At 41.6% G+C, this 17,634-nt stretch carries 15 protein-coding genes; 14 read left to right on the forward strand and 1 reads right to left on the reverse strand.

Annotated elements, in window-relative coordinates; genetic code table 11:
- The first annotated feature begins 186 nt into the window (after nucleotides 1-186).
- The 3 genes from AC2SLL_RS01180 (at nucleotide 187) to AC2SLL_RS01190 (ending at nucleotide 3,099) form a co-directional block, all read left to right on the forward strand.
- Nucleotides 187-1,527 (forward strand): short-chain fatty acid transporter, encoded by a 1,341-nt coding sequence (locus tag AC2SLL_RS01180; RefSeq protein ID WP_486529836.1) that lies wholly within the window; start codon nucleotides 187-189, stop codon nucleotides 1,525-1,527.
- 147 nt (nucleotides 1,528-1,674) lie between these two features.
- Complete coding sequence (locus AC2SLL_RS01185; RefSeq protein ID WP_486529837.1) at nucleotides 1,675-2,376, forward strand: CoA transferase subunit A; 702 nt, start codon at nucleotides 1,675-1,677, stop codon at nucleotides 2,374-2,376.
- Nucleotides 2,377-2,454: 78 nt separating this feature from the next.
- Nucleotides 2,455-3,099 (forward strand): CoA transferase subunit B, encoded by a 645-nt coding sequence (locus AC2SLL_RS01190; protein ID WP_486529838.1) that lies wholly within the window; start codon nucleotides 2,455-2,457, stop codon nucleotides 3,097-3,099.
- A gap of 339 nt (nucleotides 3,100-3,438) precedes the next feature.
- Here AC2SLL_RS01190 and AC2SLL_RS01195 read toward each other — a convergent pair whose 3' ends face one another.
- A complete protein-coding gene (locus AC2SLL_RS01195) occupies nucleotides 3,439-3,768 on the reverse strand; it encodes a DUF2310 family Zn-ribbon-containing protein (protein ID WP_486529839.1) in 330 nt (109 codons plus the stop codon).
- A gap of 233 nt (nucleotides 3,769-4,001) precedes the next feature.
- Between AC2SLL_RS01195 and apbC the strand changes: the two genes are divergently transcribed.
- The 11 genes from apbC to nuoJ all read left to right on the forward strand — a co-directional run bounded on the left by apbC (nucleotide 4,002) and on the right by nuoJ (nucleotide 17,574).
- Complete coding sequence (gene apbC / locus AC2SLL_RS01200) at nucleotides 4,002-5,279, forward strand: iron-sulfur cluster carrier protein ApbC (RefSeq protein ID WP_486529840.1); 1,278 nt, start codon at nucleotides 4,002-4,004, stop codon at nucleotides 5,277-5,279.
- A 292-nt stretch (nucleotides 5,280-5,571) separates the two neighbouring features.
- A complete protein-coding gene (gene dcd / locus AC2SLL_RS01205) occupies nucleotides 5,572-6,147 on the forward strand; it encodes a dCTP deaminase (protein ID WP_486529841.1) in 576 nt (191 codons plus the stop codon).
- Between the two features lie 308 nt (nucleotides 6,148-6,455).
- Nucleotides 6,456-7,094 (forward strand): NADH-quinone oxidoreductase subunit A, encoded by a 639-nt coding sequence (ndhC, locus tag AC2SLL_RS01210; RefSeq protein WP_486529842.1) that lies wholly within the window; start codon nucleotides 6,456-6,458, stop codon nucleotides 7,092-7,094.
- Between the two features lie 10 nt (nucleotides 7,095-7,104).
- Complete coding sequence (locus tag AC2SLL_RS01215) at nucleotides 7,105-7,773, forward strand: NuoB/complex I 20 kDa subunit family protein (RefSeq protein ID WP_486529843.1); 669 nt, start codon at nucleotides 7,105-7,107, stop codon at nucleotides 7,771-7,773.
- Between the two features lie 187 nt (nucleotides 7,774-7,960).
- Nucleotides 7,961-9,742, forward strand: coding sequence for an NADH-quinone oxidoreductase subunit C/D (nuoC, locus tag AC2SLL_RS01220; protein WP_486529844.1), 1,782 nt, complete (start codon nucleotides 7,961-7,963; stop codon nucleotides 9,740-9,742).
- A gap of 96 nt (nucleotides 9,743-9,838) precedes the next feature.
- A complete protein-coding gene (gene nuoE, locus AC2SLL_RS01225) occupies nucleotides 9,839-10,348 on the forward strand; it encodes an NADH-quinone oxidoreductase subunit NuoE (RefSeq protein WP_486529845.1) in 510 nt (169 codons plus the stop codon).
- 44 nt (nucleotides 10,349-10,392) lie between these two features.
- Nucleotides 10,393-11,991: an NADH-quinone oxidoreductase subunit NuoF gene (gene nuoF, locus AC2SLL_RS01230; protein WP_486529912.1), complete on the forward strand. Its 1,599-nt coding sequence runs from the start codon at nucleotides 10,393-10,395 to the stop codon at nucleotides 11,989-11,991.
- A gap of 16 nt (nucleotides 11,992-12,007) precedes the next feature.
- Complete coding sequence (gene nuoG, locus AC2SLL_RS01235) at nucleotides 12,008-15,094, forward strand: NADH-quinone oxidoreductase subunit NuoG (RefSeq protein WP_486529846.1); 3,087 nt, start codon at nucleotides 12,008-12,010, stop codon at nucleotides 15,092-15,094.
- Nucleotide 15,095: 1 nt separating this feature from the next.
- Entirely contained in the window at nucleotides 15,096-16,154 is a 1,059-nt protein-coding gene (gene nuoH, locus AC2SLL_RS01240; protein WP_486529847.1) for an NADH-quinone oxidoreductase subunit NuoH, read from the forward strand.
- A 149-nt stretch (nucleotides 16,155-16,303) separates the two neighbouring features.
- Nucleotides 16,304-16,852, forward strand: a complete 549-nt coding sequence (gene nuoI / locus AC2SLL_RS01245; RefSeq protein WP_486529848.1) for an NADH-quinone oxidoreductase subunit NuoI — start codon at nucleotides 16,304-16,306, stop codon at nucleotides 16,850-16,852.
- A complete protein-coding gene (gene nuoJ, locus AC2SLL_RS01250) occupies nucleotides 16,849-17,574 on the forward strand; it encodes an NADH-quinone oxidoreductase subunit J (protein ID WP_486529849.1) in 726 nt (241 codons plus the stop codon). Before nuoI ends, nuoJ begins: the two co-directional genes overlap by 4 nt.
- Nucleotides 17,575-17,634 lie beyond the last annotated feature (60 nt).

Raw genomic sequence — 17,634 nt, forward strand, 5'->3', positions numbered from 1 at the left:
AAAGTTGTAATCATTGACAGCTTGTTTAATTAATGGCTTGCAGATTAAAGACATTTATAACTTAAAACCAAGCTTAATATGACCCTAGTATTCTAAAATTTACTTTTTTAAGCTACCATAAGGGCTTTGTTCTTATAACTTAATGTAGTGCTGGAACAAACAATAAGTTTAACATGGAGGTTTCTTATGTTTCAGATAATCACTAATGCCAGTGTACAATTGGTTAACCGGTACCTTCCTTCACCCTTTGTATTTTCTATTTTCTTAACTTTAATTGCTTTTATTGCTGGTATCACGTTAACTGGTCAAGACCTATTGACTATGGCAGGTCATTGGGGAGATGGTCTGTGGTCATTACATGGTTTTGCAATGCAAATGGCCTTAATTTTAGTAACGGGTTACGCTTTTGCCAATGCCCCTATTATTCAGCGATTGTTAGACCGTATTGCTGGGCAAGTTACGTCGCCCTCAACGGCAATCGTCATTTCAACGCTCGTGGGTCTTGCAGGTTCATGGATTAACTGGGGTTTTGGGCTAGTAGTTGGAGCGATTTTTGCTAAGTCATTGGCCAGAAAAGTGCCAAATGTCGATTATCCACTATTGGTTGCCGCTGCATATTCTGGTTTTTTGATTTGGCATGGCGGCTTCTCTGGCTCTATACCTTTGACATTGAGCTCAGGTGGCGAAAACTTACAAACATTGTCAGGCGGTATATTGACGGAGGCGGTGCCTTTATCGCAAACGATATTTGCCTCATACAATTTAATTATACTTGCTGCTTTAATCATTGTTCTGCCACTGCTAAATCGATTCATGCATCCCAAAAACCCTACTACAGTTGATCCTGCTTTAATAAAAGTTAAGGCATATATCCCCCCTGAAAAGATTACTCTGGCACAAAAGATTGACGACAGTCGTATCATTGCGCTTTTGTTGTTGGCCATGGGAGTGCTGTATTACATCAATTACTTCGCAAATAACGGATTTAACTTAGGCTTAAATATTGTTATCGGACTATTTTTATTTATTGGATTATTAGCGCATGGCACATTAGAGCGTTATTATCGTGCCGTGAAATCGGGAATAGGAGGCATCGCAGGGATTGTATTACTGTTTCCATTTTATAGCGGTATCATGGGGATTATGACGGGCGCTAATGCAGAAGGGGTGTCGATTAGTACTCTAGTTACTGAGTTTTTTGTCAATAATGCCACCGCAGATAGCTTTCCTATATTTGCATTTTTGAGTGCAGGCTTGGTTAATATTTTCGTCCCATCGGGTGGGGGACAGTTCGCAGTTCAAGGTCCAGTCATGATTCCCGCTGGGGTAGCTCTAAATGTTAGCCCAAGCGTTACGGCAATGGCTATTTCATGGGGAGATGCGTGGACTAATATGATTCAACCGTTTTGGGCACTACCATTATTAGGTATTGCGGGTCTAGATGCTCGGGCTATTATGGGATATTGTCTGATTGTACTGGCTGTCTCAGGTGTGATCATTGCGGGTGCTTTTTGGTTATTGGTGTAGTGTAATTACTCTCATAATAATCTATGATAGATATATTGTAGATTATTTAGAACGTTATGACATGAATATATGACTGCTGACACTATTATTATGTCAATAACGCATTCAAGTTTAATAATGTATGTTGATTCAACCAAGGAGAGAAAAATGAGTCAATCAAAAGTATATGATAGCGCCGAATCAGCACTGAAAGACATCATCCAGGATGGACAAACTTTGGCTATCGGTGGATTTGGCCTATGTGGTATTCCTGAAGCCCTCATCTTTGCCCTTAGAGACACTGGGGCAAAAGAGCTGACCTGTATTAGTAATAATGCAGGCGTAGATGATTTTGGTCTTGGGCTACTGTTGCAAACCCGTCAAATTAAGAAAATGATTTCATCTTATGTTGGCGAAAATAAAGAGTTCGAACGCCAGTTTTTAGGTGGGGAACTTGAAGTGGAGCTTACTCCGCAAGGTACATTGGCAGAAAAACTGCGTGCCGGTGGTGCGGGTATTCCAGCATTTTATACGGCAACTGGTGTGGGCACGCAGGTCGCTGAAGGTAAAGAAACCCGTGATTTTGAGGGGCGTACTTATGTACTGGAACATTCACTTACTGCTGATGTCGCTCTTGTTAAAGCGCAAAAAGCGGACAAAGCCGGCAACTTGATTTTTAATAAAACGGCGCGAAATTTTAACCCAGACTGTGCCATGGCCGGCAAGATTACGGTAGCAGAAGTGGAAGAAATAGTGGAAATCGGCGAGCTTGATGCCGATGAGATTCATTTGCCGGGAATTTTCGTTCAACGGGTTATTTTAAATAGTCATCCTGAAAAGCGTATTGAAAAAATTACGACAAAGCAATAGTGATAATAAAAGAATAACAGTAGCGTCTTAAGAGGTTTAAATACATAGCGTTTTAAATATTTAGGAAGGAGTAACATCATGGCATGGACAAGAGAGCAAATGGCCCAACGGGCGGCACAAGAATTACAAGATGGATATTATGTCAATCTAGGTATCGGACTTCCCACATTGGTTGCCAACTATATCCCAGAGGGGATGAATGTTTGGTTACAGTCGGAAAATGGATTGCTAGGCATTGGTGAGTTTCCTACCGAAGACAAGGTTGACCCTGACTTAATCAATGCGGGTAAGCAAACCGTAACCGCTAAGCCGGGCGCAAGTTTTTTTGGGAGTTCTGATTCCTTTGCCATGATCCGCGGTGGTCATGTCAATTTGGCTATTCTTGGAGCAATGGAAGTCTCTGAAACGGGAGATTTAGCCAACTGGATGATACCCGGCAAGATGGTCAAAGGCATGGGCGGTGCAATGGATTTGGTAGCGGGTGTCCAGCGTGTCATTGTGTTGATGGAGCAAATTAACAAGCATGGCGAACCAAAAATATTGGCTGAATGTCAGTTGCCTCTGACAGGTAAGCAAGTCGTCGATCGTATCATTACTGAGATGGCTGTATTGGATGTCGCAGACACGGGTGATGGAAGGCTGGGGCTTAAACTAGTAGAGCTTGCAGACGGCGTGAGCTTTGAAGAGCTACAAAAACATACACCAGTGCCTATTATCCAATAGTTCTACCCCGTTATCTTTGAGTGTAAAGATCAAAACTTGAGTGTTTTTGGTAGCTAGGCGATGGTTCCTGTAATGCAAAATAGCTACTATATATATGTATGAGCTACTATGTATAAATAGCTATAGCTAATTCAATGTTATGATTGCTAAATGAGCCGACAAGTATGCTTAAAATAAACTTGTCCTGTGCTTGACTCCAGTAAAACACTCTCGACAATTTCGAGGCGGTTCACGGTTGGTTAAGGATGATTGGGGTATTATTTTTATCTCTATGCTTGATAGGTTTTATAAGCTTACCACAAAGTATTTATTATACGGTTAGTCCTCGCTTTCATCCGACTAATTTTGGCTCAACTCACTTACCAAGCGACTATCATCGCTTTTAAAATCGATATAGCGATAGGTATTGGTAGGCAATAGCCAATCCTGCCCTGTGAGCGGACATTTTTGTGCCATATCTTCTGCCTGTGTCCAATTACGGTAATTCATCAAAAAATAATAAGTGGGTACACCTGTGCTTTGTTCAATGATACGGCACAATTCTCGACCTATTTTGCTATGTTCAGAATTGGGATTTTGCATTTGTTCTAAGGCAAAGGATTCACTTACTGGTTGAGAACCAAGCCATAAACGGTATAACGCTTCAGCCTGACAATACCATGACCACACATTATCATAACATCGTGATGGAATGGGATAGCCTTAGTGCCTCTATTACTAATTAAAGGTTGTTAATACAGAGTCTAAGATTTCAAATGAATTGCGTTGTTTTGAGCGCACGGTTTAGGCTTTATAATAACTCAATGATATTAAAGTGGTTTTTTTTATTATGTCTTGTTGGTTATACTGGCTGTTAGGTGCATCTAATTGCCAGTTTACAAACGTCATGTCAAGGGGCATCAATGTTTAACTTTATAACAAAGTCCAAAAATAAAAATAACAGCCTGCATAGGGACTCTCAGCCAACTGATGAGTTGCAATCTGCTGTTGAAAAGGTCTTAAGTAGCTATAACTCTGGTAGTCCATTTAAGAGCAGTAATCAAAACATTGAGCTGACAAAATTTAGCCACCAAGCCAATTCAGTTACGGTTGATTTGCGATTGCCAGCGGAGGTTAATCCAGAAGAGTTGCAACGCTTACTTGGTTTGGAATTACAGACATTTGGTATAAATGAAGTGAATCTTAATGTCAGTTTACCACCTCAATCTTCCCATAAAAATGTTCACTCAAGTAATGCATTGTCCACTTCATTTGTCTCTTCTAGTAAAGGCAGTGGCAAAGCACTGCCAAAAACGATTGAGGTAACAGCGAGTAAGGCAGGTGAGTCTAATGAACCGCCCATTACCAAACGTGCCCCTACACAAGAAAGCTTACAGCCGCATCCTCGTATAAAACATATTATTGTGGTTGCTTCAGGTAAAGGCGGGGTGGGCAAATCAACCACGACGGTTAATATTGCTTTAGCCCTGCAAAAACTGGGTAATCGAGTTGGCGTATTAGATGCTGATATTTATGGCCCCTCTATGCCCAGTATGCTTGGCGTTGAAGGCGTAAAACCGCAGCTTGAAAATGAACAGTTTGTGCCCGTTGACGCACACGGTTTAGCAATGCTGTCTATCGGTAGTTTATTGGAGGATGATAATACGCCAGTGGCATGGCGCGGGCCTAAGGCAACTGGTGCGCTAATGCAGTTGTTTAATCAGACCAATTGGCCAATGCTGGACTATTTAGTCATTGATATGCCACCGGGCACGGGTGATATTCAATTGACGCTAGCCCAGCGTATACCTGTAACGGGTGCGATAATTGTGACTACGCCACAGCATATAGCCTTGATGGATGCGCAAAAAGGTATTGAGATGTTTCATAAAACCAGTATCCCTGTTATTGGTGTGGTTGAAAACATGGCATTACATACCTGTTCTAACTGTGGGTATACGGATGCTATTTTTGGTGAAGGTGGCGGCGAGATGATAGCCGAAGAATATCAGGTACCTTTATTAGGTCAGTTGCCACTAGTAAGTGGTATACGTGCTCAAGCTGATAAAGGTGAGCCGAGTGTCATTGCCAATAATGGGGCAGGCGATGACTATGCAAGCTTCTATATTGAAATTGCAAAAAGAATTGAAACCAATATTGCAAAGTTTGCCAAAAAACGGGATGACGGACGTATTTTTTAACTGAGTTCTATTATTCTAAATGCTATTACTAATACATAATCACTGTCTAAATGATACCCAAGAAGCCCTACAGAAGCGCTTGAGAAATATGATAAAACAATATAAGTAGATAACCCTGTAAATTTCAAATGGAATTACTTATAATCACCGCTACTTGTTTTACTCGACTTAGTCTTATTTAACTCAGTCTGATTTAGCTTGGTTTATCATAACTTAGTGTGTTTTAACTTGGTTATGTTAGTTAAGTAACGTTCGAGTAAAAAATAATATCTTTAAATATTAAGGGTTTCGTATGTCGATAAAGTCTGACCGTTGGATTCGTAAAATGGCCGAAGAACATGGCATGATCCAGCCATTTGAGTCAGGTCAAGTGCGTTTTAATGAGGCCGGCGAAAAGCTGGTCAGTTATGGTACATCAAGCTATGGCTATGACGTACGATGTGCGCGTGAATTCAAAGTATTTACCAATGTGCATTCAGCGATTGTTGATCCCAAAAACTTTGATGAAAATAGCTTTATCGATATTGTGGGAGATGAGTGTATTATTCCACCGAACTCTTTTGCTCTTGCCCGTACAGTTGAATATTTTAAAATTCCAAGAGATGTGTTAACCATCTGCCTCGGTAAGTCAACATACGCTCGCTGCGGAATCATTGTTAATGTAACGCCGCTTGAGCCTGAATGGGAGGGTCACGTCACGTTAGAGTTTAGTAACACAACAACTCTGCCGGCGCGTATTTATGCAGGAGAAGGCGTTGCACAAATGCTTTTTTTCCAATCAGACGCTGATGATATATGTGAAACAAGCTATAAAGATCGAGGTGGTAAGTATCAGGGTCAAAAAGGGGTTACGTTACCACGAACATAGAGTTACTGTTAAATAAATGATATAATACCGATTCCAAATGTATCAGTATGTTAAAGTTTCTCAGTTTATCCTAGTGCTAACTCAACTGCTAAGAAACATAATATCGTTAACCTCGAGAGTTGTTGTGTTATTTGTCCTTATAAATAATGAACTTTAAGTTCAGTTTTAATTTAGATTTTAGTTTAAAAAATAAGTATAGTAGCTTTTTCAATTTCGCCAGCCAATATATTTTCTTAGCATTAAATGAGTGACCTGCTTTCGCTGTGGCTCATACATAAGTTGATATTAGCGAGTGAGGAGATTCATCAATGACGTCCGCCTTTAACTGGTCAGCATTAGCTTTTATCCTAGCTGCCATTGGTTTGGTGTTATTTATGCTCGTTGTACCACGATTATTGGGTGGTCGGTCACAAGGTGCAGAAAAAGAAGAAGTCTTTGAGTCGGGTGTTGTCGGAGCTGGCAATGCCCGAATTCGTATGTCTGCTAAATTTTATCTGGTGGCCATTTTTTTCGTTATCTTTGATTTAGAAGCCCTGTACCTATTTGCCTATTCTGTATCTGTCAGAGAGGTTGGCTGGGTTGGCTATGCTACTGTGGTTGTCTTTGTCGTTGAGCTATTAATTGGTCTGATTTACGCATTAGGTATTGGAGCTTTAAATTGGGCGCCTGCTGATAAGCGTCGTAGAAAAGAGCGTTTAACAGCCCCTCCTTTAGGTTTTAACTTGGCTGATATTACTAAGTTTGATGGTATAGAAGAGCTACATACTGATCCAACAGGTAAAGTACCTGCCCAATCTTCTGGTCAAGTTAATGTATCGAATGACATTGCGATAAATAAGCGCCATTTAGCTAATATTGACCATATTAATACCACAGGTACTGTTACCTCAGTAGATTTTGCTAACCAGACTCATACCACTTTACCTTCTGCTAAATCATCTTCCTAAGGGTTATATCATGAAATATACACTAACCCGAGCCAACCCCGATGCTGATAAGTTTCCAGCGCAAACCCGTACTACTGTCAGTGACCCCATTGAAGATGAGGTCAATCGTAATGTATTTATGGGTAAGCTTGAAGATATGGTGCATGCTTCAGCGAACTGGGGTCGTAAGCACTCGCTTTGGCCGTTTAACTTTGGTACGTCTTGCTGTTATGTAGAATATGCCACTACTTTGACGGCTGTTCATGACTTATCGAGATTTGGTGCAGAGGTTATTCGTGCTTCGCCCCGCCAAGCAGATGTGATGATTGTTGCTGGCACCTGTTTTGTCAAAATGGCACCCGTTATTCAGCGTTTATATGAACAGATGCTTGAGCCGAAATGGGTTATTTCCATGGGTGCTTGTGCCAACTCGGGTGGTATGTATGATATTTACTCAGTGGTACAAGGCGTAGACAAAATTATTCCAGTTGATGTATATGTGCCCGGTTGTCCTCCGCGTCCAGAAGCCCTTATACAGGGTCTAATGTTACTGCAAGACTCCATCACTAAGGAGCGCCGCCCATTAGGTGCATTTGTCAACGACAAAGGTATTTATCAGCCACAAATGCAGCCTGAACGTGATCGCAAGCAGGCGGATCGCATTGCAGTGAAAAACTTGCGTAGCCCAGATAGTATTTAATAGGTATGGTATTCATTGATCAGGTTTTAGTTTTAATATTATTAGAGGTGAGGTAATAAGTTTAAATCGATATTTTGACTGTTTTGCGTTACCTATAACCCGTGTATTATTAATAATAACTTAACAGTTGCAGTGTCATTATGTAATGTCATTAAAAGTTTTAAAAACTCTGAGGTAAGCGGTAACCATGGCAACGGTAGAAGATAAAAATAAATCAGAAAATATAAATCAGACTCAGTTACCCGTAATACGCGAGCTTGGGCATAAGTTTTCTGGTAAATTTGTGCAGCAACATACGGTCGAAGCAATGCCGACTATTTGGGTGGCACGTGAAGACTTACTCGATGTATTGTTGTTCTTACGTATGCTGCCAAAGCCTTATGTGATGCTTTTGGATTTATCAGCGATAGATGAACGTTTACGTCAGCATCGTGATGGCCTTCCTGACAGTGACTTTACTGTGTTTTATCATTTGATTTCACTTGAACGTAATAGTGATATTCGCGTTAAAGTTGCTTTATCTGAGGATGACTTAAAAGTTCCTACGGCTACTAAGATATGGCCCAATGCAAATTGGTACGAGCGTGAAGTATGGGATATGTTTGGTATCGTATTCGATGATCATCCTCATTTAACGCGTATCCTACTACCAAAATATTGGGAAGGACATCCACTTCGTAAAGAGTATCACGCACGTGCGACCGAATTTACACCCTATTTTCTAAATGCTGCTAAGCAACAATTCGAACAAGAGAATCTAAGATTTGTCCCAGAAGAGTGGGGGATGAAACGCTCAGGGCGAGATGAGGACTTTATGTTCTTAAACTTAGGCCCAAACCATCCTTCAGCTCATGGTGCATTCCGCCTAGTATTGCAGCTGGATGGTGAAGAGATTATTGATTGCATTCCAGATATTGGCTATCACCACCGCGGCGCTGAAAAGATGGCGGAGCGCCAAACATGGCATTCATTTATCCCATACACTGATCGCATCGACTATCTTGGTGGGGTTATGAATGAGTTGCCCTATGTTATGGCTGTTGAACAAATGGCCGGTATTAGCGTGCCAGATCGAGCACAGACCATTCGGGTAATGATGAGTGAGTTTTTTCGTATTACCAACAATTTGCTCTATTTTGGTACTTTTATTCAAGATGCAGGTGGTATGACGCCCGTCTTTTATATGTTTACCGACCGCCAAAAAGCTTATGATGTCATTGAAGCCGTTACTGGCTATCGGATGCATCCAGCTTGGTTCCGAATTGGGGGTACTGCTGCTGATCTGCCTCGTGGTTGGAATCGATTAGTACGTGAGTTTTTAGACTGGATGCCCAAGCGTTTAGATGAGTATGTTAAAGCAGCCATGAAAAATTCTGTGCTCAAAGGGCGTACCCAGAATGTAGCCCAATACGATGCCAAACAAGCGCTTGCTTGGGGTGTGACAGGGGCAGGGCTCAGGGCAACAGGCATTGACTTTGATTTGCGTAAAGCGCGCCCTTATATGGGTTATGAGAATTATGATTTTGAAGTTCCCGTTTTTTATAATGGCGATGCTTATGACAGATGCTTGGTTAAGATTGAAGAAATCCGTCAGTCATTACGTATTATCCGTCAATGTATGGAGAACATGCCGTCAGGGCCTTATAAAGCGGATCATCCCTTAACTGTGCCACCCCCAAAAGATCGTACTCTAAACGATATTGAGACATTAATTAATCATTTTATCTCAGTATCTTGGGGTCCTGTTATGCCCGCTGGTGAATCTTCTATGATGGTTGAAGCTACTAAAGGCATTAATAGCTATTATGTAACCTCTGACCGCGCGACCATGAGTTACCGTACTCGCATTCGCACCCCTACATTTGCCCATTTACAACAAATGCCATCAGTTATTAACGGTAGCTTGGTATCAGATTTAATTATTTATTTGGCGTCCATTGATATTGTGATGGCAGATACGGATAGATAAGCTTTTAGCACTAAAATTGATATCGTCTAAGCATTAAATTGTCCGCTGATACTATTAAGCAATTATTAAGCAATTATTAAGTAAAGGATTGGCACTGTGAAAATCGTGACCGATAAAGCACCAACAGTTGACGTAGCAAGCATTTTAACTGCACAAGAGATTGAGGGAATACATGAGTACATTCATCATTATCCTCAGGCCCGTGCAGCATCACTTGATGCTCTAAAACTGGTTCAAAAACGTAATGGCTGGGTAAATGATGCTCAGGTTAATGCAATTGCAAATCTATTAGATGTGCCAGTGACTGATATTGAGGGTGTGGCCACTTTCTTTAATCGCATTTATCGCTCTCCTGTGGGGCGTCATGTCATTTTAGTATGCGACTCAGTGGCTTGCTATCTAACAGGTTATGAGGCGCTCGCAGTTGAGCTGAAGTCACAATTGGGTATAGAGTTTGGTCAAACTACGCCAGATGGACGATTTACGCTATTGCCAATTTGCTGTTTAGGGAATTGTGATAAGGGTCCTGCTGTGTTAATTGATGAAGATACTTTTGGGCCTGTTGAACCTGATGATGTTGCTGAGCTATTGGAGTATTACTTATGAGTACTGATAGCATGACCCCTAATATGACATCCATTTCTGATGTTATGAGTAAGGCATCTGTGACAGATACAGGTCATAGAAAGCTAACCATTGCTGAGCAATTCGCTAAGCGTAAATCGGGTAAAGCCCCGAGCCAGCTTAATGAGCAACGTATTCCCATATATGGCGACAAAGAGAAAGCTACAATTGACACAAAGCCTTTAACGTGGCGATTGGCTCATCACGATGCCATTTTAGATTTGGAAACCTATCAATCGTTGCAAGGATTTGAAGGTCTAAAAAACGCCTTAAATAAGCCTGCAAAAGATGTGGGGAATATGATTAAAGCGGCTAACGTGCGTGGTCGAGGCGGTGCAGGTTTTAACGCAGGTTTAAAATGGTCATTCATGACCCCACCAGATGGGGGAGCGAGATACCTAATTTGTAATGCCGATGAGATGGAGCCGGGCACGTTTAAAGATCGCCTATTAATGGAGCGTCTCCCTTTTCAATTGATTGAAGGTATGCTTATTACCGCACATGCTATCGGCGCAACGGATGGTTACATTTTTATCCGCGGCGAATATATTATTGCCGCTGAACGATTAATGAAGGCTATTGATGAGTGTCTTGCGAACAACTTACTTGGCTCTGATATTTTAGGTAGTGACTTTAGTTTTAATCTACACGTCCATACAGGTGCAGGTCGCTATATTTGTGGAGAAGAAACGGCACTGATTAACTGTCTTGAAGGCCGCCGAGCCAACCCACGTACTAAGCCGCCTTTTCCACAAGTATCGGGTGCTTGGGGTAGACCCACTGTTGTCAATAACGTAGAAACCCTAAGTAATATGCCTGCAATTATGGTCAATGGTGTGGATTGGTATCAGTCTTTGCCAAATGAAAAGGGCAACAGTGAAACACCGGGTACCAAGCTATTTGGCTGCTCGGGGTTGGTCAATGACCCCGGTCTATGGGAATTACCATTTGGCTATACTGCACGAGAAATCATTGAAGATTTTGCTGGGGGTATGAAAGAGGGTAAGCGTCTAAAAGCTTGGCTGCCAGGAGGTGCATCCACTGATTTTCTGACTCCTGAGCATTTAGATACGCCAATGGACTTCGATCCTATTCAAAAAGCGGGTAGCCGTATGGGAACTGGGCTAATAATGGTAGTCGATGAGTCTCAAGACATGGTGTCACTGCAAAGAAATCTACAAATATTTTTCCAACGAGAATCTTGTGGCTGGTGTACGCCATGTCGTGATGGTTTACCATGGGGTGTAAAACTGATCTCAGCAATCGAAAATGGTCAGGGTCAAAAAGGTGATGTGGAAAAGCTTGAAGGCTTAACTCGTGACTTATGGTTAGGAAAGACTTTCTGCGCGCATGCACCAGGTGCTATGGAACCATTGATGAGTGCGCTTAAGTATTTTCGCCATGAATTTGATAATAAAATTATTACCAAGGTGCCCACCGAAGCTGATATTGAAACCTCACAGTGGGCAGAGTCAGAAATAAAAAAAGTGATGTCAGATGTGGTTAAAAACAAGCTTTCAAGTAGTGCAGGTGCAATCACTAAGAAAGATCTAAATGATGCCACAAAGTCAGGTTCAGAGGATGCGAAAAATAATGCACCTTCTAATCCTAGCGACGTGAAGTAGAGGAGTGTAAATAGGCATGGCGGTCATTCATATTGACGGTAAGCAGGTCGAAGTTAATGGAGCAGACAACCTTTTAGAGGCATGCCTGTCATTAGGTATCGATGTGCCTTATTTCTGCTATCACCCCGCATTGGGTTCTGTCGGTTCTTGCCGCCAATGTGCTGTAAAGCAGTTTCAAAATGCTGAAGATGCGAAATCTGGGCGTGGGCGTTTGGTCATGTCTTGTATGGTTGCACCAACAGATGATATGTATATTTCTGTAGATGACAGTGAGGCCAAGGCATTTCGTCAATCTATTGTCGAATTCTTAATGACTAATCATCCGCATGACTGTCCTACTTGTGAAGAGGGTGGACATTGTCATTTGCAAGATATGACCTATATGTCAGGTCATCATAAGCGTCGTTACCGATTTACCAAACGTACGCATCACAATCAAGAGCTAGGTCCTTTTATTGCCCACGAGATGAATCGCTGTATCGCTTGTTATCGCTGTGTACGTTACTACAAAGATTATGCAGGTGGTGAGGATTTAGGCGTTTATAGTTCTAACAACCGCGTTTATTTTGGTCGTGACAAAGATGGCCAGTTTGAAAGTGAGTTTTCTGGGAATTTGACAGAAGTATGCCCAACAGGTGTATTTACTGATAAAACACACTCTGATAGATACAATCGTAAGTGGGATATGCAATATGCCCCAAGCATTTGTCATGGCTGCTCAGTGGGTTGCAATATCTCGGCAGGTGAACGATATGGCGAATTGCGTCGCATCGAAAATCGTTATAACGGCGAGGTAAATCGTTATTTTTTATGTGATTTAGGTCGTTTTTCCTATGGTTATGTCAACCGTGAAGATCGCCCAGTAAACCCTATTGAATATATTAACAATAAGCGAGTTAAGATAAATGTAGATTACGCTTTAGATGAAGCCGTTAAGCGTATTAAAGGCAAAAAAATTATCGGTATTGGCTCATCAAGAGCAAGCTTAGAGACCAATTATTCATTAAAAAAACTTGTAGGGTATGAGAATTTTTCTACTGGATTAAACAGTCATCAACAACAGTTAGTCGATAAGTGTATTGAAGTTTTAAACACACAAGGGATTCATAATCCTAGTCTCGCTGAAATTGAAAGTTATGATGCCGTATTTATATTGGGTGAAGATATCACTCAAATTAGCCCCAGAGTGGCATTAGCTGTGCGTCAAGCGGCTAAAAATAAAGCGCTAAAAATGGCAGAAGCATTAAAAACCCAACAGTGGTTAGCAGAGCCTGTAAAACGAATTGGACAAAAGGAGCTTAGCCCTGTTTATATTGCCGATGTCGTGCAGACTAAGCTTGATGACATTAGTGAAGGAAGCTGTGTGGCAACCCCTGAAGATATTATCGCCCTTGGTTTTGCGGTTGCTGAGACAATTAAACATCTGCCTGATAATTTAAATGATAACCTAGACCTTATTCAAGTTGCTGATGCTCCATATAAAGTAGAGTCAGGAAATGAGTCTGATCCAATACAAGATTTGGCTAAGCAAATAGCTTTAGATTTAGTGACAGCGGATAAGCCATTAGTCATATCAGGAACGAGTTTATTTAATGTCGCCATTATTGAAGCTGCTGCACAGGTAGCTCAAGCCTTAACAGATAAACGCGCAGCCATCAAAGCCTATGAGATCGAACAAATTGAGATACACAACGCCAAAGTCCGTGCTCAAAGTGCAGAAGAGCAACCAGAAGAAGACAAAGAGCTGGATGCGAAAACGGATAAAAATACTGGCAAAGATAAATTAGAACGCCAGCCTGATCAGGCCCAAAAATTGGAACTCCAAACGCCTAATGAGCGTTACAGTGATCAGGCCGGACTATACTTAAGTGTTGCCGACGCAAATAGTATGGGAGTTTGCCTATTAGGTGGTGCTCCGATTGAAGAGGTATTATCTACAGATTTCGATGTCATTATCGTTGCAGAAAATCAGTTAACTGATGTCATAGATGTGGATAATCTAGCTGAATTACTCAAGAATAAAACAGTTATTGTGCTTGATCATCAGGCTCTGCATTGGCATCAATTTGTTGACTTAGTTTTACCAGCTGCAAGTTTCGCTGAAGCTGATGGTACGCTCATTTCTAGCGAGGGTCGGGCGCAGAGATTCTTCCAAGTGTACGATCCAAATTATTATAAGCCGATGAACTGCATCAAAGAAGGCTGGCGATGGTTGCATGCTATTGAGACTACCCTTAAAGGTATGCCAGTTGATTGGACCCAGCTTGATGATGTGATAGCTGAGCTGACTGAGACACACCCCAATCTTATGGGTATTAAACAAGCCGCTCCAAGTGCAGATTATCGAATTTCAGGATTAAAAGTAGCGAGAGAACCAAGACGCTATTCCGGACGTACGGCTATGCGAGCACCCATTTCAGTGCATGAGCCTATGCAGCCAAAAGACTTGGATACAGCGCTAACATTTTCTATGGAAGGTTATTCTGGCGATAAAACCGACAGCGCAATGATTCCTTTTGCCCAAGCGCCAGGTTGGAACTCCCCTCAAGCTTGGAATAAATATCAAGACAAAGTAGGCGGTAGCCTTAAACAAGGCGATCCAGGGGTTCGTCTCTTTGATATCGCTGAACAAGATGCCAAACTTACAAAACGTGACTATGTACGTCCTATGTTAACTGCCTCAATAAAAACAAGCCTATTCAAAGGCAAGGCTAAACTGGTGCCTGTTTACAATATGTTTGCGAGTTCAGCGATTGCCAGTCGTAGTCCTGTAGTGGCAGGACAGTTACCCGTGGCTACATTTTATGTGGGACAGGAAGATGCTGAGCATTGGTTATTAAGCAATAATGATTGGTTAGCAGTAACTACAAATGGCTCGCGCATCGAGCTGCCCGTAAAAATCATACCTTATTTAGCCGAGGGTTGTATTGGTTATCCTGTGGGACAAGTACCGATTATACATGGCCATTTACCAGCGTCGATTCATAAAATAGACCCACCTACTGTTACGCATACTGATCCTGTTACTAATAAGCTAGATGATAACTTAGATAACTTAGATGATACATCCCATAATGCTCAGCCAGTTGATCAGGGAGTCTAATATGCAAACCGCTACACAAGTTGCTCGTATCGTTCCTGATGTGCCTGGATTTTTAAGTCAAAGCCTGTCTTTTGAAGCATGGACTGTACTTTTTTTAGTTGCACAATCCCTGTTCATCTTTTTAGTCGTTGTCAGTGTTGCGGCAGTTATGATTATCTATGAACGTCGCATGCTGGCACTTTGGCAAGACCGTTATGGGCCAAATAGAGTTGGACCATTTGGCTCCTTGCAACTGGTTGCTGATATGTTGAAAATCTTCTTCAAGGAAGATTGGACACCTAAATTTGCTGACAAATTCATGTTTATCTTAGCACCAGCGATTGCAATGTTTACCGCACTCGCCTCATTTGTCATTATACCTATATCACCAACGCTCGGTGTTGCCGACTGGAACATTGGCATCTTATTTTTCTTTGCTATGGCTGGTATGGCGGTGTATGCGGTCATGTTTGGTGGGTGGGCGTCAGAAAATAAATACTCTCTATTAGGCGGGTTACGTAGTGCAGCACAAACCATAAGCTATGAGGTGTTTTTAGGTCTCTCGCTAATGGGTGTGGTGGCGTTAACTGGATCATTTAATTTACGTGATATCGTAGCGGCACAAACCGGAGGGTTTTGGAACTGGAATATATTTCCCCAATTTCTAGGTTTTTTAACGTTTATTGTTGCAGGTGTGGCAGTTACCCACAGACACCCCTTCGATCAACCTGAAGCTGAGCAAGAGCTTGCCGAAGGCTATCATGTTGAATATTCAGGTATGAAGTTTGGTATGTTTTTTATTGGCGAATATGTCAATGTGGTGTTGGTTTCTGCATTGATGACCTGTCTATTCTTTGGTGGTTGGGATGCACCAATGAATCTAGGCTTTACTATTTTACCTCCTGCCTTTTGGTTTATGATTAAAACCTTATTCTTTATGACATTGTTTGTGTTGGCTCGGGGTTCGTTGATGCGTCCTCGATATGACCAAGTTATGAACTTTGGATGGAAAGTATGTTTACCCGTGACGTTAATTAACTTGTTAATCACGGCAGCATTTATCTTGATATCGACGAGTTGAAAACATTACTTTCGTTGAATATCTTAAACCATTGAATGGTTAATAAATTTGAGTCGAACAGTTTTATACTTTTAATTCTTATAATTATTAGTCAACTTGCTAATCATTTTGAATCTGCAAAGGACTAATAAGCAATTTGAGAAGTCAACATGTTTAAAACCTTAAAAAATACAGTTGTGGGCATGTTTACTATTGTGCGTTCAATGTGGATGGTTAATAGTCATGCGTTTAGACCTCGAGATACCATTTTGTATCCTGAACAGCCTGTTCCTGTACCGCCACGCTTTAGAGGGCGCATTGTATTAACCCGCGATCCAGATGGTGATGAGCGCTGTGTCGCCTGTAACTTATGTGCGGTAGCCTGTCCAGTTGGGTGTATCTCTTTGCAAAAAGCGGAGCGAGAAGACGGACGTTGGTATCCAGAGTTTTTCCGTATTAATTTTTCGCGCTGCATTTTTTGCGGTATGTGTGAAGAGGCGTGTCCCACGACTGCCATTCAGTTAACCCCTGACTTTGAACTGGGCGAGTATGTTCGTCAAAATTTAGTCTATGAAAAAGAGCACTTACTGATTTCAGGCCCAGGTAAATATCCTGATTATAACTATTACCGTGTTTCAGGCATGGCGATCGAAGACAAACCGAAAGGTGCTGCTAAAAATGAAGCAGAACCTATAGATTTAAGGAGTCTATTGCCATGAGTTGGTTTAATAACACTGCATTAGTTGGTTTTTATGCACTTGGTCTTGTGGCAGTTATTGCTAGCCTCCGTGTGATTATGTTGGCAAATCCTGTTCATGCAATACTCTCTATGATTGTGTCTCTGCTTGCACTGGCAGGCATCTTTATCATCATTGGTGCGCCCTTTGCTGGGGCTCTTCAGGTTATTGTCTACGCAGGTGCCATTCTCGTTTTATTTGTATTCGTCATAATGATGTTAAATTTGGGTGTTAAAAGCGATGCGCGAGAAAGTCGCCGGTTAGATTCTAGCGTCTGGGCAGTCCCAGCGGGTCTTACTTTTATTATTTCTGTTGTCATGTATTACATGATTTCAGTAGGTAATATAGGTAGCGTTGGCAATAGTGTAGAAGCTACTAAGATGATTGGTAGCGGTACTGTGTCAGCCAAACAAGTTGGTATAACACTTTTTACTGAGTACCTATTGTTAATTGAAGTTGCTGCAATGCTGTTATTAGCAGCTTTAGTTGCCGCCTATCATTTAGGTAAAAAAGCGCTTGATGATGAAAATGAAAGTCACAGCAGCCAATTGATTGGCCAAACTAACAATGAGCTGCTCTCTTATGATAACAATGATGTCACAGATGCGGTTGAATATGCCAAGCCTTATCAATATGAGCCTATCGATGCGGCCAAGTATCACATGAATAATAAGGCCAAGAATATTGAGGGAGACAGCGAATGACAAATGCAGCCTCACAAAATTCAACAACGGCATCCATGGGTAATAGTCAACTCAACGATA

The organism is Psychrobacter sp. CX97, from assembly GCF_057396285.1.

Coding starts and splice junctions, on each gene's coding strand:
- nuoF (WP_486529912.1), top strand. CDS start 10,393: ATGAGTAAGGCATCTGTGACAGATACAGGTCATAGAAAGCTAACCATT.
- dcd (WP_486529841.1), top strand. CDS start 5,572: ATGTCGATAAAGTCTGACCGTTGGATTCGTAAAATGGCCGAAGAACAT.
- nuoJ (WP_486529849.1), top strand. CDS start 16,849: ATGAGTTGGTTTAATAACACTGCATTAGTTGGTTTTTATGCACTTGGT.
- AC2SLL_RS01185 (WP_486529837.1), top strand. CDS start 1,675: ATGAGTCAATCAAAAGTATATGATAGCGCCGAATCAGCACTGAAAGAC.
- nuoI (WP_486529848.1), top strand. CDS start 16,304: ATGTTTAAAACCTTAAAAAATACAGTTGTGGGCATGTTTACTATTGTG.
- AC2SLL_RS01180 (WP_486529836.1), top strand. CDS start 187: ATGTTTCAGATAATCACTAATGCCAGTGTACAATTGGTTAACCGGTAC.
- nuoH (WP_486529847.1), top strand. CDS start 15,096: ATGCAAACCGCTACACAAGTTGCTCGTATCGTTCCTGATGTGCCTGGA.
- AC2SLL_RS01190 (WP_486529838.1), top strand. CDS start 2,455: ATGGCATGGACAAGAGAGCAAATGGCCCAACGGGCGGCACAAGAATTA.
- nuoC (WP_486529844.1), top strand. CDS start 7,961: ATGGCAACGGTAGAAGATAAAAATAAATCAGAAAATATAAATCAGACT.
- AC2SLL_RS01215 (WP_486529843.1), top strand. CDS start 7,105: ATGAAATATACACTAACCCGAGCCAACCCCGATGCTGATAAGTTTCCA.
- ndhC (WP_486529842.1), top strand. CDS start 6,456: ATGACGTCCGCCTTTAACTGGTCAGCATTAGCTTTTATCCTAGCTGCC.
- apbC (WP_486529840.1), top strand. CDS start 4,002: ATGTTTAACTTTATAACAAAGTCCAAAAATAAAAATAACAGCCTGCAT.
- nuoG (WP_486529846.1), top strand. CDS start 12,008: ATGGCGGTCATTCATATTGACGGTAAGCAGGTCGAAGTTAATGGAGCA.